Origin of the sequence: Streptomyces sp. R28 (genome assembly GCF_041052385.1) — a bacterium.
Classification (GTDB): Bacteria; Actinomycetota; Actinomycetes; order Streptomycetales; family Streptomycetaceae; genus Streptomyces.
Genome location: NZ_CP163439.1, coordinates 4,985,705 through 5,006,734 on the forward strand (window position 1 = coordinate 4,985,705; position 21,030 = coordinate 5,006,734).

The 21,030-nt window shown below is 69.9% G+C and carries 25 protein-coding genes and 1 pseudogene; 15 read left to right on the forward strand and 11 right to left on the reverse strand.

Annotation, left to right across the window (positions count from 1 at the left end):
* Window positions 1-11 precede the first annotated feature (11 nt).
* Window positions 12-587, reverse strand: a complete 576-nt coding sequence (locus tag AB5J49_RS22065) for an FABP family protein (protein WP_369170351.1) — start codon at window positions 585-587, stop codon at window positions 12-14.
* 316 nt (window positions 588-903) lie between these two features.
* On the opposite strand from AB5J49_RS22065, the gene AB5J49_RS22070 reads away from it, so the two are divergent.
* Complete coding sequence (locus tag AB5J49_RS22070; protein ID WP_301999593.1) at window positions 904-1,266, forward strand: DsrE family protein; 363 nt, start codon at window positions 904-906, stop codon at window positions 1,264-1,266.
* 34 nt (window positions 1,267-1,300) lie between these two features.
* Here the strand turns inward: AB5J49_RS22070 and AB5J49_RS22075 are convergent, their stop codons facing one another.
* The 8 genes from AB5J49_RS22075 to AB5J49_RS22110 all read right to left on the reverse strand — a co-directional run bounded on the left by AB5J49_RS22075 (window position 1,301) and on the right by AB5J49_RS22110 (window position 6,821).
* Window positions 1,301-1,567 (reverse strand): DUF3099 domain-containing protein, encoded by a 267-nt coding sequence (locus tag AB5J49_RS22075; RefSeq protein ID WP_369170352.1) that lies wholly within the window; start codon window positions 1,565-1,567, stop codon window positions 1,301-1,303.
* A 108-nt stretch (window positions 1,568-1,675) separates the two neighbouring features.
* Window positions 1,676-1,966, reverse strand: coding sequence for a DUF1416 domain-containing protein (locus AB5J49_RS22080; RefSeq protein ID WP_058924525.1), 291 nt, complete (start codon window positions 1,964-1,966; stop codon window positions 1,676-1,678).
* Window positions 1,967-2,026: 60 nt separating this feature from the next.
* Window positions 2,027-2,866 (reverse strand): sulfurtransferase, encoded by an 840-nt coding sequence (locus tag AB5J49_RS22085; RefSeq protein ID WP_369170353.1) that lies wholly within the window; start codon window positions 2,864-2,866, stop codon window positions 2,027-2,029.
* A gap of 127 nt (window positions 2,867-2,993) precedes the next feature.
* The gene (locus AB5J49_RS22090) at window positions 2,994-3,074 is read right to left on the reverse strand and encodes an Ms5788A family Cys-rich leader peptide (RefSeq protein ID WP_350751515.1); all 81 of its coding nucleotides are present in this window, start codon (window positions 3,072-3,074) and stop codon (window positions 2,994-2,996) included.
* A 288-nt stretch (window positions 3,075-3,362) separates the two neighbouring features.
* Window positions 3,363-4,100, reverse strand: coding sequence for a DUF2993 domain-containing protein (locus AB5J49_RS22095; RefSeq protein WP_369175215.1), 738 nt, complete (start codon window positions 4,098-4,100; stop codon window positions 3,363-3,365).
* A gap of 183 nt (window positions 4,101-4,283) precedes the next feature.
* A complete protein-coding gene (locus AB5J49_RS22100) occupies window positions 4,284-5,636 on the reverse strand; it encodes a hypothetical protein (protein ID WP_369170354.1) in 1,353 nt (450 codons plus the stop codon).
* A gap of 2 nt (window positions 5,637-5,638) precedes the next feature.
* A complete protein-coding gene (locus tag AB5J49_RS22105; RefSeq protein WP_030052141.1) occupies window positions 5,639-5,893 on the reverse strand; it encodes a MoaD/ThiS family protein in 255 nt (84 codons plus the stop codon).
* A 37-nt stretch (window positions 5,894-5,930) separates the two neighbouring features.
* On the reverse strand, window positions 5,931-6,821 hold the full coding sequence (locus AB5J49_RS22110) for an alpha/beta hydrolase (RefSeq protein WP_369170355.1): 891 nt from the start codon (window positions 6,819-6,821) through the stop codon (window positions 5,931-5,933).
* Window positions 6,822-7,001: 180 nt separating this feature from the next.
* Between AB5J49_RS22110 and AB5J49_RS22115 the strand changes: the two genes are divergently transcribed.
* The 14 genes from AB5J49_RS22115 (at window position 7,002) to AB5J49_RS22180 (ending at window position 19,242) form a co-directional block, all read left to right on the forward strand.
* Window positions 7,002-7,781: a winged-helix domain-containing protein gene (locus AB5J49_RS22115; RefSeq protein WP_369170356.1), complete on the forward strand. Its 780-nt coding sequence runs from the start codon at window positions 7,002-7,004 to the stop codon at window positions 7,779-7,781.
* A 127-nt stretch (window positions 7,782-7,908) separates the two neighbouring features.
* On the forward strand, window positions 7,909-8,931 hold the full coding sequence (locus AB5J49_RS22120; RefSeq protein ID WP_369170357.1) for a LacI family DNA-binding transcriptional regulator: 1,023 nt from the start codon (window positions 7,909-7,911) through the stop codon (window positions 8,929-8,931).
* A 142-nt stretch (window positions 8,932-9,073) separates the two neighbouring features.
* The gene (locus AB5J49_RS22125) at window positions 9,074-10,183 is read left to right on the forward strand and encodes a S1C family serine protease (protein WP_369170358.1); all 1,110 of its coding nucleotides are present in this window, start codon (window positions 9,074-9,076) and stop codon (window positions 10,181-10,183) included.
* A gap of 33 nt (window positions 10,184-10,216) precedes the next feature.
* A complete protein-coding gene (locus AB5J49_RS22130) occupies window positions 10,217-10,411 on the forward strand; it encodes a hypothetical protein (RefSeq protein WP_369170359.1) in 195 nt (64 codons plus the stop codon).
* Window positions 10,412-10,524: 113 nt separating this feature from the next.
* Window positions 10,525-11,262, forward strand: a complete 738-nt coding sequence (locus AB5J49_RS22135) for a response regulator transcription factor (RefSeq protein WP_369170360.1) — start codon at window positions 10,525-10,527, stop codon at window positions 11,260-11,262.
* Entirely contained in the window at window positions 11,259-12,698 is a 1,440-nt protein-coding gene (locus AB5J49_RS22140) for an ATP-binding protein (RefSeq protein ID WP_369170361.1), read from the forward strand. The genes AB5J49_RS22135 and AB5J49_RS22140 overlap by 4 nt, the downstream gene beginning before the upstream one ends.
* A gap of 209 nt (window positions 12,699-12,907) precedes the next feature.
* Window positions 12,908-13,198 (forward strand): hypothetical protein, encoded by a 291-nt coding sequence (locus tag AB5J49_RS22145; protein WP_369175216.1) that lies wholly within the window; start codon window positions 12,908-12,910, stop codon window positions 13,196-13,198.
* Between the two features lie 92 nt (window positions 13,199-13,290).
* Window positions 13,291-13,617, forward strand: a complete 327-nt coding sequence (locus AB5J49_RS22150) for a DUF6247 family protein (RefSeq protein WP_369170362.1) — start codon at window positions 13,291-13,293, stop codon at window positions 13,615-13,617.
* Window positions 13,614-13,853: a hypothetical protein gene (locus AB5J49_RS22155; protein WP_369170363.1), complete on the forward strand. Its 240-nt coding sequence runs from the start codon at window positions 13,614-13,616 to the stop codon at window positions 13,851-13,853. The genes AB5J49_RS22150 and AB5J49_RS22155 overlap by 4 nt, the downstream gene beginning before the upstream one ends.
* A 394-nt stretch (window positions 13,854-14,247) precedes the next feature.
* Window positions 14,248-15,111: a hypothetical protein gene (locus AB5J49_RS22160; protein ID WP_369170364.1), complete on the forward strand. Its 864-nt coding sequence runs from the start codon at window positions 14,248-14,250 to the stop codon at window positions 15,109-15,111.
* A gap of 102 nt (window positions 15,112-15,213) precedes the next feature.
* On the forward strand, window positions 15,214-15,636 hold the full coding sequence (locus AB5J49_RS22165) for a hypothetical protein (RefSeq protein ID WP_369170365.1): 423 nt from the start codon (window positions 15,214-15,216) through the stop codon (window positions 15,634-15,636).
* 100 nt (window positions 15,637-15,736) lie between these two features.
* Complete coding sequence (locus AB5J49_RS22170; protein ID WP_369170366.1) at window positions 15,737-17,809, forward strand: pectinesterase family protein; 2,073 nt, start codon at window positions 15,737-15,739, stop codon at window positions 17,807-17,809.
* A gap of 288 nt (window positions 17,810-18,097) precedes the next feature.
* Window positions 18,098-18,325 (forward strand): alpha/beta hydrolase, encoded by a 228-nt coding sequence (locus AB5J49_RS22175; RefSeq protein ID WP_369170367.1) that lies wholly within the window; start codon window positions 18,098-18,100, stop codon window positions 18,323-18,325.
* A gap of 230 nt (window positions 18,326-18,555) precedes the next feature.
* Complete coding sequence (locus AB5J49_RS22180) at window positions 18,556-19,242, forward strand: carbonic anhydrase (protein ID WP_369175217.1); 687 nt, start codon at window positions 18,556-18,558, stop codon at window positions 19,240-19,242.
* 126 nt (window positions 19,243-19,368) lie between these two features.
* On the opposite strand, the pseudogene AB5J49_RS22185 reads toward AB5J49_RS22180, so the two are convergent.
* Window positions 19,369-19,729, reverse strand: a pseudogene (locus tag AB5J49_RS22185) (ATP-binding cassette domain-containing protein); the annotation flags it as partial.
* Between the two features lie 47 nt (window positions 19,730-19,776).
* A complete protein-coding gene (locus tag AB5J49_RS22190) occupies window positions 19,777-21,003 on the reverse strand; it encodes a DUF2993 domain-containing protein (protein WP_369170368.1) in 1,227 nt (408 codons plus the stop codon).
* Between the last annotated feature and the right edge of the window lie 27 nt (window positions 21,004-21,030).

Here is a 21,030-nt window from a genome sequence, read left to right on the forward strand (position 1 = left end):
CGAACAGCCGCCTACTTGAAGAAGGCGATGCCGTCGTCCGGCATATCGTCGGGCAGGGCCTTGGCCCAGCGCTCGACCTCCTCCGGGGTGACGACCTTCTTCAGGTGAGCCGACATGTAGGGGCGCAGCTCGACCTCGGGGGTCTGCTTCTCGCCGACCCACATCAGGTCGCTCTTGACGTAGCCGTAGAGCCGCTTGCCCCCGGTGTAGGGGCCGGAGGCGGCGGTCCGCGCCACGGCGTCCGTCACCAGGTCGATCTGCGGCTTCTTGTCGGCGAGCTCGCCGTACCAGATCTCGACGACGCCGTCGTCGCGGACCATCGTGACCTCGACCTTGCGGTCGGCGTCGATCCGCCAGAAGCCGTGCTCGGACTCCAGCGGCTTCACCTTGTTGCCGTCGTTGTCCAGCACCCAGGTGTGGGACTGGTACTCCAGGAAGTCCCGGCCGTCGTGCGTGAAGGCGACCTCCTGGCCGAAGTTGCACTTCTCGGAGCCGGGGAAGTCGTGCACACCCGCACCCGCCCAGTTGCCGAGCAGGAAGGCGAGGGGGACGAGGTCCTTGTGGAGGTCGGACGGGATCTCGATCATGAGCAGCTCAGAAGCCTCGTACGTCGGTGATGGCGGTCAGCGCTGGCCCTGGTACAGCTTCTTCACGGTCAGACCGGCGAAGGCGAGAACGCCGACGGCGACCAGGACCAGCAGGACTTCGAAGAAGATCTCCACGGGGTGCTCCTCGATTGAGCGCGGGGAATGCTTTGCGTACACAGGGCCGGGCCCCAGCTTACGCGGCCGGGCACCGGCCCTCTGTGTGAGGTACGCCCTCGCGGGGCCGGTCGAGCGGCCGGCGCTGCGCGGGCGCGCGCTCGACATCCCGGGTCGCCGGGCCGTTGACTACGATTCCGTCATGGCGAAGAAGCTCGTGATCAAGGTGACGGCGGGGGCCGATGCCCCCGAACGCTGCTCGCAGGCGTTCACGGTGGCTGCGGTGGCCGTGGCCAGCGGCGTCGACGTCTCCGTGTGGCTGACCGGCGAGTCCGCCTGGTTCGCCCTGCCGGGTCGGGCCGCCGAGTTCGAGCTCCCGCACGCGGCCCCGCTCCCCGACCTGATCGACTCGATCCTCGCGACCGGCCGCCTCACCCTGTGCACCCAGTGCGCGGCCCGCCGGGACATCACCGAGAAGGACGTCATCGAGGGGGTCCGCATCGCGGGCGCGCAGGTGTTCGTACAGGAGGCACTCGGGGACGGGACGCAGGCGCTCGTCTACTGAACCCCGCCCCGGAACCCCCGCTACCGTCCCTCTCCTACTGGGACCGCGGTCGCTTCTTGCCGTCCAGCTCGTCCCACCACTCGTCGGACTTGGGGTCGCCGGACGGGTCGTCCCACCAGCGGTCGTCCGGCCCTCGCCGGTTGGCGACCATCGCGGCGAGCGGCGGGATGACCATGGCCACCACGCACATCCCCACGGCCACCGGAACCGACCAGAGACGCACGACGGCCCAGGCCAGGACGAAGAGCGTGATGCAGGTCCCCATCATGGCGAAGTAGAGGTGACGTCGCCGTGCGTACATGGGTCCAGGGTAGGTCGGGCAGGCAGCCATGCCGAAGGGCCGCACCCCAGGTGTCCAACCCGTGGGGTGCGGCCCCTCTTCGGCAGCTGTTCGGCTGCTGAGGTTCGCTCAGACCGCGATCGCGACCTCGGCGAGCGCGCCCTTCTCGGCGACGACGACCGTACGGTCGGCGGTGCCGCCGGGGACGAGTGCACGCAGGGTCCAGGTGCCCTCGGCCGCGTAGAAGCGGAACTGGCCCGTGGCGGAGGTGGGGACCTCCGCGGTGAACTCGCCGGTCGAGTCCAGCAGACGGACGTAGCCCGTCACCGGCTCGCCGTCGCGGGTCACCTGACCCTGGATCGTGGTCTCACCGGGCTTGATCGTCGAGGCGTCGGGGCCGCCGGCCTTCGCTCCACACATGTCTTTCTCCAAGAGGGGTCTGACCGGAAGGAAGGCCGGTCGGGATTTGCTGGCTGGGTCTTACTTGTTGGCGCCGAGCTCGATCGGCACGCCGACGAGGGAGCCGTACTCGGTCCAGGAGCCGTCGTAGTTCTTGACGTTCTCCACGCCGAGCAGCTCGTGCAGGACGAACCAGGTCAGCGCGGAGCGCTCACCGATACGGCAGTAGGCGATGGTGTCCTTCGCCAGGTCGACCTGCTCCTCGGCGTAGAGCTCCTTGAGCTCCTCGTCCGACTTGAAGGTGCCGTCGTCGTTGGCGTTCTTCGACCACGGGATGTTGCGCGCGGACGGGACGTGACCCGGACGCTGCGACTGCTCCTGCGGCAGGTGCGCGGGGGCGAGCAACTTGCCGGAGAACTCGTCGGGCGACCGGACGTCGACCAGGTTCTGCGAGCCGATCGCGGCGACGACGTCGTCACGGAAGGCGCGGATGGACTTGTCCTGCGGCTTGGCCTGGTAGGAGGTCTCGGGGCGCTCGGGCACCTCCTCGACCAGCTCGCGGGCGTCCAGCTCCCACTTCTTGCGGCCGCCGTCGAGGAGCTTGACGTTCTCGTGGCCGTAGAGCTTGAAGTACCAGTAGGCGTAGGACGCGAACCAGTTGTTGTTGCCGCCGTAGAGGATCACCAGGGTGTCGTTGGCGATGCCCTTGGCCGACAGGAGCTTCTCGAAGCCCTCCTGGTCGACGAAGTCGCGGCGGACCGGGTCCTGCAGGTCCTTGGTCCAGTCGATGCGGATCGCGCCTCGGATGTGGTTCTTCTCGTAGGCGGACGTGTCTTCGTCCACCTCCACGATCGCGATGCTGGGGTTGTCCAGGTTCTCCTGGACCCAGTCGGCGTCGACGAGGACGTCGCTGCGGCTCATGCTCTTCTCTCCTCCGGGGCAGTTGCGGCGGGGCGTGCGAGTGCGAGGGGGTGCGCGCGCTCGTGCCGAGACGGCGCACCTGTGCCCTGGTCAGGGCGCGGGGAAACGCAGAAGTCGGAGCTTCCGCTCAGAAGGGGCGACAGAGCATGGCGGCAACGCGGCACAGGTCTACTGCCCGCCGCTTCGTGAGATCCGCCTGTCGCTTCATGGCCTCGATCGTAGGGACGGACAGGCGGGCGTGTCACCGGTGTGTCGCATGCTGAGACGAGAATGTCCGGGATTCGGGATCGAGTCTTCCCCCGAGGGCGCCCTCGCGCGGCTCCCGGGCCGATGTATCGGCGGTCACATCTACGGTGCGGACGACACCGTCTCACCAGCCGGACACCCGGGTTCGAGCACCGGGTGTCGGGGTGCTGCGTCGCGGTACCGCGTCGAGGTACCGCGTCGAGGTACCGCGTCGAGGTACCGCGTCGAGGTACCGCGTTCGGTGGCCGTACTACCCGGCCAGGCGGACGTTCGAACCCTGCACCGTGATCTCGACGCCGTTCTTCGCCGCCTGGACCTTGTCGAGCTGGATGCCGCCGGGGAGGCCGTCGATCTTCTGCTCGAAGTCGGTGATCGCGCGGGCGCGCTCCTCGGCGATGTCGGCGCCGCCGAAGTTCGGCAGGTTGTCGGCGTGCACCTTCACGGTGTCGCCCTGGGTGGTGACCGAGCTCAGGACGTAGACCGGCTCGGGCAGCTTGGTGCCGAGGACGGTGGCCTCGACGGCGACCTTGATCTTGCCGTTGCCGCCGTCGGAGAGGCCGATGACGGCGGCGGTGACACCGGGGGCGACCTGGGTGGGCTCGGACTTGGCGGTCTTCAGCAGCTCGGCGTAGGTGATGGACGCGGTGCCGGTGGCGGTGCTCGCGGTGGCGGAGCTGTAGTCGCCGGAGAAGTCGACGCCCTTCATGTTCGCCGTGAGGTCGTCGATGCGGATCGTCTTGCCGTCGGTGCCGGTGGCGGCCTCGTAGTCCTTGATACCGACCTCGACGTCGTCCAGCGTGCCGCTGGCGACCTGGGTCAGGAAGGGGAAGCCCTTGATGGACACGTCCGGGGCCGCGTCGAGGTTCTCGGTGGTCTGGAGCTTGCCGGCTGCCTCGTCCTCGGCGAACCCGACGGCGAGCCGGTCGGCCAGCACGAAGAGGCCGCCGAGTATCACGACGACTATCAGCAGTATCCGCAGGGCTCGCATGACGTGGTGTTCCCCCACCTCAAAGGTCATCAACGACGACGGTCACCGACGACCGGGCGGCCGTCAGCGCGAGCGTAACTCCGCGGAAGGCCTGACCCGGCGATTTGTCGATCACCTGTGACAGGGGAGACGGACCGAGGTGGCCGTCACCGGAGTCGGATGGCTTTCTCGAACGGCCCCGGCTCAGACCAGGGCCCGCCCCAGCAGGTACACCGCCGGTGCCGCGGCCGCCAACGGCAGGGCGACGCCCGCCGTGAAGTGCACGAACCTGGACGGATAGTCGTAGCTGGCAACGCGGTGGCCGATCAGCGCGCACACCGCCGCACCCGCACCGAGCAGCGCCCCGCCCGTACCCACCCCCGTCATCGCACCGACCACAACCCCTGCCCCGGCCGCCGCGAGCAACGAGACGACCACGGAAACCGGCGTCGGCAACGGCAGCGCCCGCGCCAGGACCGCGACCGCGACCGACACCGCGCCCACCGTCACCGCGTCCGCCTCCGCCGCGAGGTACCCGGCCGCAACGATCGACAGCGCCGCCGAGGCGACCGTCGCCATCAGCCCGTACATCCGCTCGTCCGGGTCGGCATGCGAACGGAGCTGCAGGACCAGGGACAGCAGCACCCAGACCCCCAGCGTGCCGAGGATCGCCGCCGGCGCACGGCCGGATGCCAGCAGCGCCACGTCTGCCGTCACCGCGCCCGCGAAGGCCAGCGCGATGCCCTGCCGGGCCGGCCACATGCCGTTCAGCCGGAACCAGCCCGCCGCCGTCACCGCCTGAAGAGCGACGAGGGGCACGAGCAGGGCGTACGACCCGATCGCCGCCGTGGCCGAGAGGAGCAGCCCCAGCAGCGCCGTGAGCGCGGCCGGCTGAATCCCCGGCTCGATGATCGGGGAACGCCCCTCCAGCCGGGCCCGCTGGGCGTCGGTGATACGGGCGTTGCCGGCGAGGGTCGCGGGGCCGTAGTCGGCGCCGTCGTCGCCTGCCTGGGCGGCCTGTGCGGCCTCAGCATCCGCGTCGGGCTCGGGAGCCTGAGGGCGCGTCCGGTTCTGCGACTGCGCGGGCGACTGGAACTGGGCCTGAGCGTGAGGGTGGGGTTGCGCGTGGGGCTGGGGCTGGGCGTGGCCATGCGTCTGGGCATGGGCGTGGGTCTGGCCCTGCGACTGCGGCCGCATCCGCCCCTGCCCCTGCTGAGCGTGAGGCTGCCCCTGACCGTGAGGCTGCTGCTGCCGGCCCTGGCCCTGCGGCCCGCCGTTCCAGCCCCCGGCCTGGTACCCGGACGGGTCCCCGCCCCGGTACTCCGAAGCACCCGACCCCTGCGACGGCAGATACGACGTCTCCGCCGCCGAGGCCGGCGCGACCGGCGGCTGCACCTGCGTCTCCCAGGTCTGCCCCTGCCACTGCTGCGTGTACTGCTGGGCCGCCTGCGGATCGTCGTGCGCCTGCTGCCCGGGCCATCCCTGCGGCGCGGGCTGCTGTGCGGGCTGCTGATACGGGTCGTACCCGTCGTACCCCTGATACGGCTGGTCGGTCATCGTCACCCTCCTGCGAACGGCGGGAGCACCTCGACCGTGCCGCCGTCGGCCAGCCGTACCGTCTCATGTTCGCGGGTGCCCACGGGGTCACCGTCGACGAGGAACGAGCATCGCTGCAGGACGCGCACGAGTTCACCGGGGTGTCGCTCGCGGGCGGCGTCGAGCGCCTCGGCGAGCGTGGCCGCGTCGAACGGCTCCTCGGCGATCCCGGCCGCGGCCTTCGCGGCGGCCCAGTAGCGCACCGTGACCTTTGGCATCCGGTTCCTCAATCAATCGGCTGTGTACCCCGTCAGGCTAGCCCGCCCGGCCGACAGCCCAGTCCCCGATCCGGCCCAGCAGCTCGTCGGCAGCCGCGTGCTCGGCGTGCCCCATCCCCGGCTCCAGCCAGAGTTCGCCATGGTCACCGGCGGCCGCGGCCAGCATGCGGGGGTGGTCGAGGGGGAAGTAGCCGTCCCGGTCGCCGTGCACGATCAGCAACGGAGTGGGCGCGATGAGCGCCGCCGCCTCGACCGGCGACATCGGTACCGGATCCCACTCGCGGTGGTGGATGCGGGTACGGAATCCGTAGCGGCCCACCAGGCGCCCCTCGGGCCGGGTCACCAGCCAGTGGAGCTTGCGCATGGGCGCGGTACCCCGGTAGTACCAGCGCGCGGGCGCACTCACCGACACCACCGCGTCCGTACGCGCCCCACCGTCCCCGGTCGCGCCCCCGCCTGCTCCTCCGGCCCCGCCCTGCTCCCCGTACAGCGCCGCATGCCGCAACACCACCGAGCCCCCCATGGAGAAGCCGACGGTCGCCACGCGCGCGTGCCCGAGTTCACGGGCCCACCGCACCGCGGCCGCCAGGTCGAGCACCTCGCGGTCGCCGACCGTCGAACGGCCGCCCGATGCTCCGTGGCCCCGGAAGGAGAAGGTGACGACGGCCCCGTGCCTTGTGAAGGCCTCCGCCACCCGTCGCACGTGCGGCTTGTCCACGTCGCCGGTGAAGCCGTGGGCCACGACGAACGCCAGATCACCGGCAGATGGACGGGAGGCGTCGTATACGACCGCACCCGGGTCGTATACGGAATCGATCGTCACGCCGTCGTCGGTGTGCAGAAACGTCCGCAAAGGTGTAGGTCTGGTTGTCTCAGAGTGCGGACGAACCGTCGATCGTGCCACATGACCTGCCGGACCGTTGCTCATGTGGGCTATTCTGCTGGGCAGAGGACTCGGGCAGCGTAGCCCCCGGGTCCTTTTGTGCTTTCGGAAGCGTTGTATACGAAGCGGGAAACCTCAGGTGACCGCAGGTGTACGGGGCCCCGGGATCGCAGAGCTGTTCCGTACCGCACACGTCCTCGCAGGGACCGAGGAGGAACCAGACGTATGAGTTCTCTGCTGCTCCTGACCAACGCCCTCCAGCCGTCGACGGAGGTGCTCCCCGCCCTTGGCCTGCTGCTGCACAACGTGCGCGTGGCTCCGGCGGAAGGCCCCGCCCTCGTCGACACCCCGGGTGCCGATGCCATCCTCATCGACGGCCGGCGTGACCTGCCTCAGGTCCGCAGCCTCTGCCAGCTGCTGCGCTCGACCGGGCCCGGCTGTCCGCTCATCCTCGTCGTGACCGAGGGCGGCCTCGCCGCCGTCACCGCCGACTGGGGCATCGACGACGTCCTGCTGGACACCGCCGGACCCGCCGAGGTCGAGGCGCGGCTGCGGCTCGCCATGGGCCGCCAGCAGATCGTCAACGACGACTCCCCCATGGAGATCCGCAACGGCGATCTGTCGGTCGACGAGGCCACGTACAGCGCCAAGCTCAAGGGCCGGGTCCTCGACCTCACCTTCAAGGAGTTCGAGCTCCTGAAGTACCTCGCCCAGCACCCGGGCCGCGTCTTCACGCGCGCGCAGCTACTCCAAGAGGTCTGGGGCTACGACTACTTCGGTGGCACCCGGACCGTCGACGTCCACGTACGACGACTGCGCGCCAAGCTCGGCCCCGAGCACGAGTCGCTCATCGGGACCGTCCGGAACGTCGGTTATCGATTCGTTACCCCCGAGAAGATCGACCGCGCCTCCGAGGAAGCCAAGGCCAAGGCTGACCGGGCAAATTCGGAGGATGCGGACGAGACGGCCGCTCTGGAAGACGCCGAAGTGCGGGCCGAGGCATAGAAAGGCTCAGCGGACGCTCGGGCGGGGCGTCGTCGGCGTTGCTTTCGCACAGCCCGGTGACAGCCGGGCGACAGGGAAGCTCCTTCACGCCCTGCCCAGAGCGGGTCCATCCGCGTAGACTCCGCGCGTGGCCAAGGTGACTCGCGATGATGTGGCTCGGCTGGCAGGGACCTCCACTGCCGTCGTCAGTTATGTCATCAACAACGGACCCCGGCCGGTCGCCCCGGCCACGCGCGAGCGTGTACTCGCCGCTATCAAGGAACTGGGCTACCGCCCCGACCGGGTCGCGCAGGCGATGGCCTCGCGGCGCACCGATCTCATAGGCCTGATCGTCCCGGACGCGCGCCAGCCCTTCTTCGGGGAGATGGCGCACGCGGTCGAGTGGGCCGCCGCCGAGCGCGGGAAGATGGTCCTCGTCGGCAACTCCGACTACGTCGGCGAGCGCGAGGTCCACTACCTGCGGGCGTTCCTGGGAATGCGCGTCTCGGGGCTCATCCTGGTCTCGCACGCTCTGAACGACCTGGCCGCCGCCGAGATCGAGGCCTGGGACGCCCGCGTCGTCCTCCTCCACGAGCGGCCGGAGGCCATCGATGACGTCGCCGTCGTCACCGACGACCTGGGCGGCGCCCAGCTCGCCGTACGCCACCTGCTGGAGCACGGCTACGAGTACGTCGCCTGTGTGGGCGGCACCGCCGAGACCCCGGCGGTCGGCGACCCGGTCTCCGACCACGTCGAGGGCTGGCGGCGCGCGATGGCCGAGGCCCGGATCCCGACCGAGGGCCGCCTCTTCGAGGCGCCGTACAACCGCTACGACGCGTATCGCATAGCGCTCGACATCCTGTCCGGGCCCGAGCGCCCGCCGGCGATCTTCTGCTCCACCGACGACCAGGCCATCGGCGTGCTGCGCGCGGCGCGGGAGCTGCGGCTCGATGTGCCGGGGCAGTTGGCGGTCGCCGGGTTCGACGACATCAAGGAAGCGGCGCTGACGGATCCGCCGCTGACGACGGTCGCGTCCGACCGGTCGGCGATGGCGCGGGCCGCGGTGGATCTTGTGCTGGATGACGGACTGCGGGTCGCGGGATCTCGGCGGGAACGGTTGAAGGTGTTCCCGTCGCGCTTGGTGGTACGGCGGTCCTGCGGCTGCAAGTGAGGGCCGGCGAGCTTTTATGAAGCCCGTCTGAGAAGCCTCGCCAAGCCGCGAGAACGGTCTTTACATCGGGCATACGACCTTCTGCCGGGCTTCTCAGGGAGCACTCAGGAAGCTCTCATGGTCGGGCGACAAGCTCATTGTCATGACCGAGAGCTTCCGCCGCGACGGCGAGTACGAGCAGTACACGAACCCCTACCAGGGCGCCCAGCAGCACGCCTCCTCCCCCGTGAACCCGGAGTGGCCGCCCCCGCCGGCGTACCGGCCGGCGACGCACGAGCCGACCACGCAGGTGGCCGGTTCCGGGGGCGGCACGGGCGGCGAAGCCCCCACCGCTCTCCTCACCGAGCCCGTCACCCAGCCGCCGAAGGCACGACGCCGCCCCCGCGGCCCGGTCGCCCTCCTCGCCGCCGTGGCGATCGTCGCCGCGGCGATCGGCGGCGGTACGGCGTACGGGATACAGGAGCTGACCGGCAACGACACCGTCGCCGCCTCCAGCTCCACCAGCACCAACGTCGTCCCCTCCAGCCAGAAGGGCACGGTCTCCGGGGTCGCCAAGGCGGTCAGCCCCAGCATCGTCGAGATCAACGCGGCCTCGAACGCCGGATCCTCCACCGGCTCGGGCGTGATCATCACGAGTGACGGCGAGATCGTCACCAACAACCACGTCGTCTCCGGCGCCTCGTCGATCAAGGTGAGGACCAGCGACGGCAAGGAGTACACCGCCGAGGTCGTCGGCACCGACAGCAGCAAGGACCTCGCGCTGATCAAGCTGCAGAACGCCTCCGGGCTGACGGTGGCCACCCTCGGCGACTCCTCCGGCGTCCAGGTCGGCGACCAGGTCGTGGCGATCGGCTCCCCCGAGGGCCTGACCGGCACGGTCACCAGCGGCATCGTGTCCGCGCTCAACCGGGACGTGACCGTCTCGACGGACGAGAGCCAGGGCCAGCAGCAACAGCAGCAGGGCGGCGGCGGGTGGCCGTTCGAGTTCGGCGGTCAGCAGTTCAACGGCGACACCGGTTCGTCGACGACGACGTACAAGGCGCTCCAGACGGACGCGTCCCTGAACCCCGGCAACTCCGGCGGCGCGCTGATCGACATGAACGGCAACATCATCGGCATCAACTCCGCGATGTACTCGGCCGCCGGCTCCAGCTCCTCCTCCAACGCCGGCAGCGTCGGCCTCGGGTTCGCCATCCCGATCAACACCGTCAAGTCCGACCTGGCGAAGCTGCGGTCGGGTTCGCAGAGCTAGCCGACTCGCCTCGCAGAGCTGAAGGAGTACGTCATGATCAAGCAGGTTGAGCACACGGCCACCGGCACCGGTGCGGCCGACATCGCCCTGGCCCTGGAGTTCGCCGGCGCCCTGCACGCGCCGACGGCCCCGTCCCGGGCCCCGGAGCTGGCGACCGCCGGCCTCGGCGCGGGCCGCAGGGCCGCCGCCCCGGCCCGCAGCAGCCGCCGCCGTGCCGTACGGGGCTGACCAGGCCGCGAGGCCGAAAACCGAGAAGACCGAGAAAACCGAGAAGCATGCGAGGCTGAAGGCGTTCAGCAGCTCAGCCCCCTGTCCCCACCACACCCGAGGATCCCGAGCCCATGAGCCCCGCCGACGGCGACCGTGACCCCCAGCGCATCCTGATCGTCGACGACGAGCCGGCGGTGCGCGAAGCACTCCAGCGCAGCCTCGCCTTCGAGGGGTACGGCACCGAGGTCGCGGTCGACGGCGCCGATGCCCTGGAGAAGGCGACGGCCTACCGGCCCGACCTCGTCATCCTGGACATCCAGATGCCCCGCATGGACGGCCTGACCGCGGCCCGCCGCATCCGTGGCGCCGGCGACACGACGCCGATCCTCATGCTGACGGCCCGCGACACGGTCGGCGACCGCGTGACGGGACTGGACGCGGGTGCGGATGACTACCTGGTCAAGCCGTTCGAACTGGACGAACTCTTCGCCCGGGTCCGCGCCCTGCTGCGGCGCAGCTCCTACGCTGCGGCAGCCGGTGCGGGCGCGGTGGAGGACGACGAGGCACTGACCTTCGCGGACCTGCGCATGGACCTCGCGACGCGGGAGGTCACGCGGCGTGGGCGGCCGGTGGAGCTGACCCGTACGGAGTTCACGCTGCTGGAGATGTTCATGGCGCATCCGCGCCAGGTGCTGACGCGTGAGCAGATCCTGAAGGCCGTGTGGGGCTTCGACTTCGAGCCGTCGTCGAATTCGCTGGACGTGTACGTCATGTACCTGCGCCGCAAGACCGAGGCGGGCGGCGAGCCGCGGCTCGTGCACACGGTCCGGGGCGTGGGGTATGTGCTGCGGCAGGGTGGGGCGGAGTGAACAGGGTTCTACGCCGGTACCGGTCGCTGCCGATTCGGTCGCGGCTGGCGCTGCTGGTGGCGGCGGCGGTGGCGTTCGCGGTGGCTGCGGTTTCGGTGACGTGTTGGTTCATCGTGCAGGGGAAGCTGTACGCCCAGGTCAACGACGACCTCAAGAAGGCGTCGATGAGAATGCCCGGACAGCTCCAGGACGCGCTCGACAATTGCACCGAGACCCCGTATGGCACCGGCGTCTTCCGGAACACCTACTCCCAGCTGGTGCAGGAGGACGGCACCGTCTGCATCCTCCAGGACTCCGCGGCAACGGTGAAGGTCACTCAGGCCGACCAGGACCAGATCAAGGACGCGGACACCGACGAGGTCTACTTCCGCAACGGCACCGCCGGGGACGGCACCGGCGTGCGTGTGCTGACCCGGCCGCTCGGCCCCACCGCCACCGCGTCCGGGGGGACCGGACCCAAGGTCGGGCTCGTGGTCGCCGTATCCCTGAAGAGCACCCAGAAGACCCTCAACGAACTCGCCCTCATCCTCCTCCTCGTCTCCGGCATCGGAGTCGTGGGCGCCGGAGCCGCCGGCCTCGCCGTAGCCCGCGCCGGCCTGCGCCCCGTCGACAAGCTCACCGAGGCCGTCGAACACGTCGCCCGCACCGAGGACCTGAACATCCGCATCCCAGTGGAGGACGACTCCGAGGACGAGGTGGCCCGGCTCTCCCGCTCCTTCAACTCCATGACCTCCGCCCTGGCCAGCTCCCGCGAGCTCCAGCAACAACTCATCGCCGACGCCGGCCACGAACTCCGCACCCCCCTCACCTCCCTGCGCACCAACATCGAACTCCTCACCCGCAGCGAGGAGACGGGCCGCCCGATCCCCGAGGCGGACCGCAAGGCCCTCCTCGCCTCCGTCAAGGCCCAGATGACCGAACTGGCCGCCCTGATAGGCGACTTGCAGGAGCTGTCCCGCTCCGAGGGCCAGCGTGGCGAACGCGTCCAGGTGATCTCGCTGGAGGAAACGGTCGAGTCCGCCCTGCGCCGGGCACGGCTGCGCGGCCCGGAGCTGACGATCACCGCCGACCTTCAGCCCTGGTACGTACTGGCAGAACCGGCCGCCATGGAGCGCGCGGTGGTCAACGTCCTGGACAACGCGGTGAAGTTCAGCCCGGAGGCCGGGACGATCGAGGTACAGCTGGCGCATGGCCTCCTGACGGTCCGCGACCACGGTCCCGGCATCCCCGCCGAAGAACTCCCCTACGTCTTCGACCGCTTCTGGCGCTCCCCGTCGGCACGCGCGTTGCCCGGCTCCGGTCTGGGTCTATCGATCGTTGCGCGGACCGTGGAGCAGGCGGGCGGCCAGGTCATGCTGGCCCGTGCAGAGGGCGGCGGCACGGTGGCGACGGTACGGCTGCCGGGTGCTGACACGCCGCCGCCCGGCTCACCGTGACCGCTAACCACGGCCGCACGTTCCTGCACCCGGTGGCGAATCTTCGCCGCTTCTTCGAGGAGGGCCTTGGCTTCGGCGATGTCGGTGGACTCTGCTGCCCGGAGTTCGAGAGCGTGCACATGTGCGTCCAGCTCGGGGTCTCGAGCCATGGCGTACTCGCCCCACCAGAAGGCCACGAACGCAGGCACAGGGCCCAGGTCGTACACCGCATGAGCGACGACATGCTCCGCCTCCTCCCGTGGACCACCCCGGACGGCAAGCCCTGCTACCTCAGCGCCGCCAGCGACCACAGCAGGCTCTCCCTGCTCGCCGACGACGTCGAGGCGGCCCAGCTCGACTCGGGCGAGCAGGTGCTCGACGGAGCCAGGGCAGTCCTCGGCGACACCAAGGCGGGCGAACGCGCGGTGCGCTTCGCGCTCACGCGAGCCACGGAGTCCCTGGAGGACGTACTCCGCATCGCGGTCAGCCGTGGTGAACGCATCGAGGCGGGTGAAACGTGACACGCCCATCCGTCGCCACCAGACACCTCGCGCGTTCTACCGTGGACCTCCGGCCCCCACGTCTCACCCCAGCCGGAGAAGAGGAACCGATCATGACCCACGAGGTGGATCCGAACTCCTGCGAGAGAACTCCCGAGGCGATCCGCGCGGCCCTGCAACGCCGTCCGGACTGGCTGCAGGCCTTCGAGCAGGACTGGCTCAGCGCGGCGGCCGACTTCGATCAGGCGGCGCTCGACGCCGTGACCGACAAGTGGTTCCCCTTCGCCTGCGCCTGCGCCACGCCCGGCTATCTGGACGAGGTGGAGCAGACGGTCAAGAGGGTGACCGAGGGCGACACCGAAGGCATGGTGTTCCGCGACGCGGAGGGCAATGCCTACGACGCCGACAATCGGCCCATTGACGCGGGTAGGTGTGGGTGAGCGCCTATGCGATCAGGTATGCCGACCGAGCGGCTCAGCGAAAGGCGGCGCTCAGCACGCCCCAGCGTGCATCTCTGGAGGATGTCGAGAAGCGGCTCAGCCTCAACCCGTTCGGCCCGCCCGCGATCAGCAACCGGGACAACAGCTGGTCGGCTGCATTCACAGGCGGCTTCATCACCTACATCGTGTCGAACCGCCATGTCGTGATCAACGTCGTCGACCTGGTCGCCCTCTGATCACTCCGAGGCACATCAAGGGCGAGGGACGCGAGAGTTGGTGGTGCGGCGCGAGCGCGGAACATGATCGCGAACGCATACGGCACCGGCCACGGTTCCCTGCCGCGCACCCGACGTCCACGGTCGCGGCTGAGGGTTCCGTACCGCCCAGGGGGCCGCGAGTCGGCCACCCCTCGAACTCGTGGGCCTGCCACCGGAGTTAGTCATGTGAAGCGGCAGCAGACCAAAGCCGAGAAAAACCCGACAGATACCCCCATCCAGCTGTCGATGTCCTGTCATCCTCACCTGTTCCTGACCCTACCCGCGAGTTCTCTGAAATCTTCCTGGCTGTCAGACAGGTGCCGGACGTACCAGTCGGCACCTGTGCACAGCACACAGGAGTGAGCCAACCCCCATGCGACTCATTCGCAAATCGACGCTCAAGAAGAGCGCCCTGAGCATCGCCTCCGCCGCCCTCGCCATATCCGGCGTACTGGCGGGGGCCGGTTCCGCCCAGGCGGCGGGCAGCGGGCCGGGCGGCGCGTCGAACATCCGGGGTACGGACCCCGGGAACACCGACCTGCTGATCGAGCGGCTCTGCAACCAGGAGACGAGCCTGACCGGCGTCTACGGCGCCTACAACGTCGACACCGGCGAGTTCAAGACACAGGACGAGTACCTGCGGGACGTCTTCGGGCTGTGGAAGCCCGCCGGGCCGTGGGAGCTGTTCCGCGGCTGGTGCGGTTACGCCGAGGCGTCCACCTGGTCCACCAAGGGCGCGACGGTCCGCACCTCGCCGTGGATCGGCAACCGCGGGTCGAAGGACGACAAGGAGACCTTCGTCAGCAGCTACGGCACCAAGACGTTCGCCAAGAAGAGCGTCGGCGGCACCATCGGTCTCTCCCTCGCCAAGAGCATCTTCTCGGGCAGCGTGGGCGGCAGCGCCGGCTACGAGTGGGGCTGGGAGAAGGAGTCCAAGTTCGAGCGCCGCAGCGAGAAGACCATCCCGCCGTGCACCCAGGTCGCCGTGACCTGGACGCCGTACCAGCGGGTGGTGCGCGTGAACCCGGTCTTCTACGTCGAGGACTACGAGTGGAACAAGGGTGACGGCGACGTCACCACGCACACCTGGCGCGGCCGGGACGCGAGCTGGAAGACGATCTACTCCTACGGCTACTACATCGACGGCGTCTCCGACAAGCTCCTGCCCAACGGACAGCCCGACGGCCGCGAGGACAAGGTGGAGGAGAAGCTGGACCCGGGCACCTGCTCCAAGTAGGCGTGTCCCAGGCGCCACTTGGCGCACTTTCTCGCCGAAGGCGGCCGGGAACGTGATCCACTTCCCGGCCGTTTCTCCTTACGCTTGAGGCGAGGGGGAGCCATGTTGAAGAACTCATCGCCGAAGATCACCCTGTGGATCACCTTGGGTCTCTTGTTCACTGCCGGAGCCGTCTCGCTCCTCGTCGTGGCGGCGACCTCGGGGTCGAGTGGGACTCCTCGCCCCGGGCACGCGTCGACCAGTTGGTACACCACGCAGCCGCCGTATACGGGTGATCCCGGCGCGACCGAGGAACCGACCGCACCCGGTGAACCGACCCCCGTCACCGTCGTGACCCAGACCGTCGTCGCGGTGAACCCGGGTGGCGGCGGAGGCGACGGCCCCGGCTCGCTGATCGCGGCCTTCGGTTCCCTGTTGAGCGGTGCGGCAGCGGTCGGCACCCTGCTCCACGCCGTCCACCTCAGCCGGCAGAACCGCAACGCCACGGCAAGGGACGACGACACGACTCCGGCGCCGTCCTCGTAGGCGCCCCAAAAGCACGTCCGAGCACGGCAACCTTTCCCTCCGCGGCTTCGACAGGCAAGTGACGTGAGCCCCCCACCACTTGACCTGAACGGATGCAGCCGTGACTGAAACCCGCAACCGGCCCCGGCACCGCAGAAGCAGGAGCGCGCTGGCGGTCGGTATCCCCCTCGCCCTGACCGCCGCCGGCACTCTGGCCTACGGCACGGACCTCGGCCTCTTCGGCGAGGACGCCCAGCAGAAGGCGTCCGCCGCGACCGCCGCCGCCCCCACCTGGGCCACCGCCACCGCTGACGGCTTCGCGTCCGTCAACTCCCTTGGTCAGAACGGCACTTACGGCGGCCGGGACGGCCAGATCGTGACGGTGAGGACGCAGGCCGACCTGGAGAAGTACGCGACAGCCGCGGAGCCCTACGTCATCGTCGTCGCCGGGACCATCAACATGAACCCGGTGGGCAAGGAGATCAAGGTCCAGTCGGACAAGACCATCGTCGGGTCCGGGACCTCCGGGCACATCGTCGGCGGCGGGTTCTTCCTCGGTTCCGGTGTGCACAACGTGATCATCCGGAACCTGACCATCCGGGACGCGTACCAGGGCGTCTGGAACGACAAGGACCACGACTTCGACGCCGTCCAGATGGACGGCGCGCACCACGTGTGGATCGACCACAACGATCTGCGGCACATGGCCGACGGTCTCATCGACGTGCGCAAGGACAGCACGAACGTGACCGTGTCCTGGAACAAACTGAGCAACGACAACAAGGCCTTCGGGATCGGCTGGACGGACAACGTCGTCACCGACATCACCGTCCACCACAACTGGATCCGCGAGACCGAGCAGCGCAATCCCTCCACCGACAACGCCGCCCACGCGCACCTCTACAACAACTTCCTGGAGGACGTGGCGGGCACCGACATCAAGTCGTCGTACGGAAACTACTCGCGCGGCAAGACCAAGATGGTGCTCGAGAACTCGTACTTCCAGGGCATCAACAACCCGGTCATCAAGGACGGCACCGCGACCCTCGTCCAGCGCGGCAGCGTCTTCTCCGGTACCAGCGGACGCAACGAGAGCGGCGGTACGGCCTTCGACCCGAAGGCGTACTACTCGTACACGCTCGATGCGGCGGCGAACGTGCCGTCGCTCCTCAAGTCGGGCGCGGGACCGCGCAGTTCCATCGGTACGACGGCCGCAGCGGCGAGCACCAAGGCCGCCGCCACGACGCTCACCGTCGCCAAGGACGGCAGCGGACAGTACACGACCGTGCAGGCCGCCGTGAACGCCGTACCCGCGAACAACGCCTCGCGGGTCGTGATCGCGGTCAAGCCGGGCACGTACCGCGAGCTGGTCAAGGTCCCGGCGAACAAGCCGCACGTCACCATCCAGGGCACGGGCGCCAGCCGTAAGGACACGGTGATCGTCTACAACAACGCGTCCGGCACGCCCAAGCCGGGCGGCGGCACCTACGGCACCGGCGGCAGCGCCACCGTCGCCGTCGAGGCCGACGACTTCCAGGCCCGCAACCTGACGATCAACAACGACTTCGACGAGAAGGCGAACCAGAACCTGAACGGCCACCAGGCCGTCGCCCTGCGCACCGCCGCCGACAAGGTGTTCCTCGACGGCGTCATCGTCGGTGGCGACCAGGACACCCTGCTCGTGGACACCGCGTCCAAGGACAAGCTGGGCCGCGTCTACATGACGAACTCCTACGTCATCGGCAACGTCGACTTCATCTTCGGGCGCGCGACCGCGGTGATCGACAAGTCCGTCATCACGCTGAAGAAGCGCTGGGACGGCACGTCGGCGGGTTATGTCACCGCCCCGTCGACCCCCGCGAACCGCAAGGGCATCCTCATCGCCAACACCACGGTCAACGGTGACGTCTCCGACCGTTCCTTCTTCCTCGGCCGCAACTGGCACGCCGGCGGCGACGCGACCCTCGACCCGCAGACCACCGTCCGCAACAGCACCCTGAGCGCCGCCGTCAAGACCACGCCCTGGTCGGACATGGGCGGCTTCTCCTGGAAGGACGACCGCTTCGCCGAGTACAAGAACACCGGCGCGGGTGCCGGCAGCGCGAGCAGTGACCGCCCGCAGCTGACCGACGGCCAGGCCGGTGGCCAGGAGGTCGCCGACTGGCTGGGGGACTGGACGCCTTCGGCTTCCTAGGCCGGTGGGTGGCGTCCTGCGGTCGACTGACGTGACTCGGCCGTTCGGCCGGGTCCGCGAGGCCGGGGACCCCCGGGTTTCCGGCCTTTCGGCCGAAGTGCGGGGCAGGTCGGCGCGGCGAGGGTGGGGGTCATGCGCACCGCACACAAGGCCGCACTCGCCGCCTCCGGCCTGCTCGCGAGCCCTCACCACGCTCAACGACCACCACCGGCAAAGGTCACACATTCGACCAAGGAACCTTCGTTCACTCCCAGGAGGCCGCACCTGCCGCAGCCCCGACACTCACTCATGCGCGCCAGAACACGCCCGTGCGCAGTCAACCGCCAGCAGTTCACAACCCCTCTGCCCGGAGGGCGGGCCATGCATCGCGCCCTGCGCGGCTCCCGCCTGTTGGAGGTCCGGGGCGGGAGGGGCCACGGGACATATCCCGACCCCGACTCCTGCACCACCCGCACGGTGACCGCCTATCCGACCAGCCGCCGACTGCCCGCGGGCGACGTCATGTGCCGTTCCTGACGGGCGAGTTCGGGCCGGGAAGGTCAAGGCAGGCGCGGGAGAACACCAAGAGCCGACCAACGGACGATCATGAATTCCCCGCGCCCGGCCATGTTTCCGCAAGGGGAACGTTTATTTGAAACTTCGAGCGTACGTTCCACTCCGTGAACTCAGACAGATCCGCCGGCTCACCGTCGGCCAGCACTGCTCACAAGCGGTTCGCCCTCCCCTCTCTCGCCCGCCGCGCACTCCTGCGGGCCGGGCTGACCGGGACCGCAGCACTGGGGGCCACCGCCGCCCTCGGTACGGGCTCCGCCTCCGCCGCCCCCCGCACCAGCGGCTCCGGTCGTCGCCCCAGCACCGCCGCGGAAGCCCTGCGTGAGCTCGCCGCGGGCAACCAGCGCTGGCGCACCTTCCGTGAGCGGCACCCCGACGAGTCGCCCGCCGTGCGGCAGAGTCTGACGACGGCTCAGCACCCGTTCGCCCTCGTGCTCGGCTGCATCGACTCCCGGGTGCCGCCGGAGCTGGTCTTCGACCAGGGCCTCGGTGACCTGATGACCGTGCGCAGCGCCGGCGAGGTGCTGGACGAGGCCGTGCTCGGCAGCGTCGCCTACGGCGTGCTCGAACTGGACATCCCGCTGGTCCTGGTCCTGGGCCACCAGTCGTGCGGTGCCGTGAAGGCGGCCGTCGCGGCGGACGAGTCGGGTGAGCGGCTGCCGGCCCACATCCAGTACATCGCCGACCAGATAGCCCCGAACATCGACCACTCCAAGACGGGCGACGCCCGCGTCGGCTCCACCATCGACGCCAACGTACGGGCCGTCCGCGCCCGCCTCGCCGCGGAGCCCGACCTCGCCGCGAAGGTGGCCGCCGGCGAACTGGCCATCGTCGGCGCCCGCTACGACCTGGACACCCAGCGCGTCCACCGCCTCGCCTGACGACGGCGACCGGCGGGAAAACCCCGCCCGCCCCGGCATGCCCGACGTCAGTCGAAGCCGAGCATGCCGGGACACCTGGACGGTCGTGTGCTCCGCCATGCCACCACCCTGGTCACGCCACGGCGATCAAAGCCTGAGAACGAGCGTCTGCTCCGCCAATGCCCCCGCCGTCGGCCCCGCCAGCCGCGCATACGTCCCTCCCCGCGCCACCAGCTCCCCGTGCGTGCCCGCCTCCACCAGCCGGCCGTCGTCCACGACCAGCATCCGGTCCGCATCCGGCGATCGACGGGGCCGCCGAGTCGAGGCCGGCGGTCGGTTCGTCCAGGATCAGGACGGGCGCGGCGCGCAGCATCGCGCGGGCGATGGTGATCCGCTTCAGCCGGCCGCCGGAGAGGGCCGCCGTGCCGGGGGCGAGGTGGGTGTCGTATCCCTCGGGGAGCGCGGCGAGGAGGTCTTGCGCCGCCGCTGCACGCGCCGCGCGCTCGATGAGAGTTTTCAGGGGCCGGAACCAAACGCGGCCTTGCACAGAATTGATTACCGGCGCCCGACCGCCAGCCCCGCCCCCTCCAACCGCACCCTGATCCCGTCCTCCTCCACCCGCACATCCCGCAGCCGCAGCTGCCCGCTCGGCGGCTCGGGCAGCCGGAAGCCCAGGGAGAGCTGGTCGGCGAGGACCGGGCGGGTGAGGCGGGGCAGGGCGTCGAGGAGGGCGGGGTCGAAGCCCAGGCGCTTGAGCAGGGCGGGGTGGTCGAGGGCGAGGTCGATGAGGTTCAGGCGCATGGCCTGGTGGAGGAAGCGCGGGGTGCCGGTCAGGTCGGTGAGCTTGGACTCGTTGCGCAGGGCCTCGCGGACGACCGAGTCGGGCACTCCCAGGCGTCGTACGACCGACGGGATCGACAGGAGCGCCTTCGCCTTGCTGGTTTCGCGGGCGAGGCGGGCCGCCGAGTCGCGGCTCAGGTGCAGGCCGTCCGTGGCGCGGGCGCCGGGGCGGTACGTGGCCAGGTCCCCGATGTCCAGGCGCATTCCGCCGATGTGCGTCGCGATGCCGTGGTCTCCGTCGCGCAGGATGCGGGCCTCGGCGCGCAGGCGCAGGTCGTGTCCGGCGACCGGAAGGGTGCCGCGCGCCGCGACCCGGTCACGGCCCTGGCCCGTGAACGTGACCTGGGAGGCGCCGAGTTCGCGGTTGAGGTCCGCGAAGGAGAGGAGTACGTCGCCCTCCAGCCTCGGGACTTCGGCGCCGCGCACCGCCGTCGGGCCGTCGGTGTCCAGCCGTACGTCCCGTGCCGTCGCCGTCACCTGCGCGAGCGAGATCCGGTCGGCGGCCACGTCGGGGACCGTCACCTTCACCGAGTCCAGCCGCTCGTCGGCGAGTTGGGTGAGGAAGGGGAAGCCGCCGATCTCCACCTCGGGCGCCGCGGCCAGGTCGAAGCGGTCCTTGAGGGTGTCCGCTGCTCTGCGCTCGGCGTACAGCAGGGCCCAGCGGTCGCCGAGGGTGAGGAAGGCGGCGAGGACGACGAGGGCGACCACCGCCTTCAGCGCGAGGGGAAGCCCCGCGAAGCGGCCTCGCCGGCGGCGCCGGCCGTTGCGGCGGTGGTTGGGCGGGGCCCAGGGATCGTCCTGGGCCGCCGCCTCGTCCTGCTCGGTCTGCTCGTCCCGTACGTCCTCGTGGAGGAACTCGTCCAGCGGACCGTCGTCCAGGCCGGCGAGCTCCTCGTAGGGGTTCGTATAGGGATGCGTGGTTATGCGGTGGGGGGTACGCATCGATCCATCCGATCATGCGCATGCCCC

Excerpts from the sequence above, each read along its gene's own strand:
- AB5J49_RS22160 (WP_369170364.1), top strand. The coding sequence starts at position 14,248 with ATGCGACTCATTCGCAAATCGACGCTCAAGAAGAGCGCCCTGAGCATC.
- AB5J49_RS22105 (WP_030052141.1), bottom strand. The coding sequence starts at position 5,893 with ATGCCAAAGGTCACGGTGCGCTACTGGGCCGCCGCGAAGGCCGCGGCC.
- AB5J49_RS22135 (WP_369170360.1), top strand. The coding sequence starts at position 10,525 with ATGAGCCCCGCCGACGGCGACCGTGACCCCCAGCGCATCCTGATCGTC.
- AB5J49_RS22115 (WP_369170356.1), top strand. The coding sequence starts at position 7,002 with ATGAGTTCTCTGCTGCTCCTGACCAACGCCCTCCAGCCGTCGACGGAG.
- AB5J49_RS22190 (WP_369170368.1), bottom strand. The coding sequence starts at position 21,003 with ATGCGTACCCCCCACCGCATAACCACGCATCCCTATACGAACCCCTAC.
- AB5J49_RS22110 (WP_369170355.1), bottom strand. The coding sequence starts at position 6,821 with ATGAGCAACGGTCCGGCAGGTCATGTGGCACGATCGACGGTTCGTCCG.
- AB5J49_RS22075 (WP_369170352.1), bottom strand. The coding sequence starts at position 1,567 with ATGTACGCACGGCGACGTCACCTCTACTTCGCCATGATGGGGACCTGC.
- AB5J49_RS22150 (WP_369170362.1), top strand. The coding sequence starts at position 13,291 with ATGACCCACGAGGTGGATCCGAACTCCTGCGAGAGAACTCCCGAGGCG.
- AB5J49_RS22175 (WP_369170367.1), top strand. The coding sequence starts at position 18,098 with ATGCGCGCCAGAACACGCCCGTGCGCAGTCAACCGCCAGCAGTTCACA.
- AB5J49_RS22070 (WP_301999593.1), top strand. The coding sequence starts at position 904 with ATGGCGAAGAAGCTCGTGATCAAGGTGACGGCGGGGGCCGATGCCCCC.
- AB5J49_RS22130 (WP_369170359.1), top strand. The coding sequence starts at position 10,217 with ATGATCAAGCAGGTTGAGCACACGGCCACCGGCACCGGTGCGGCCGAC.
- AB5J49_RS22165 (WP_369170365.1), top strand. The coding sequence starts at position 15,214 with ATGTTGAAGAACTCATCGCCGAAGATCACCCTGTGGATCACCTTGGGT.
- AB5J49_RS22145 (WP_369175216.1), top strand. The coding sequence starts at position 12,908 with ATGAGCGACGACATGCTCCGCCTCCTCCCGTGGACCACCCCGGACGGC.
- AB5J49_RS22080 (WP_058924525.1), bottom strand. The coding sequence starts at position 1,966 with ATGTGTGGAGCGAAGGCCGGCGGCCCCGACGCCTCGACGATCAAGCCC.
- AB5J49_RS22090 (WP_350751515.1), bottom strand. The coding sequence starts at position 3,074 with ATGAAGCGACAGGCGGATCTCACGAAGCGGCGGGCAGTAGACCTGTGC.
- AB5J49_RS22125 (WP_369170358.1), top strand. The coding sequence starts at position 9,074 with ATGACCGAGAGCTTCCGCCGCGACGGCGAGTACGAGCAGTACACGAAC.
- AB5J49_RS22065 (WP_369170351.1), bottom strand. The coding sequence starts at position 587 with ATGATCGAGATCCCGTCCGACCTCCACAAGGACCTCGTCCCCCTCGCC.
- AB5J49_RS22100 (WP_369170354.1), bottom strand. The coding sequence starts at position 5,636 with ATGACCGACCAGCCGTATCAGGGGTACGACGGGTACGACCCGTATCAG.
- AB5J49_RS22095 (WP_369175215.1), bottom strand. The coding sequence starts at position 4,100 with ATGCGAGCCCTGCGGATACTGCTGATAGTCGTCGTGATACTCGGCGGC.
- AB5J49_RS22085 (WP_369170353.1), bottom strand. The coding sequence starts at position 2,866 with ATGAGCCGCAGCGACGTCCTCGTCGACGCCGACTGGGTCCAGGAGAAC.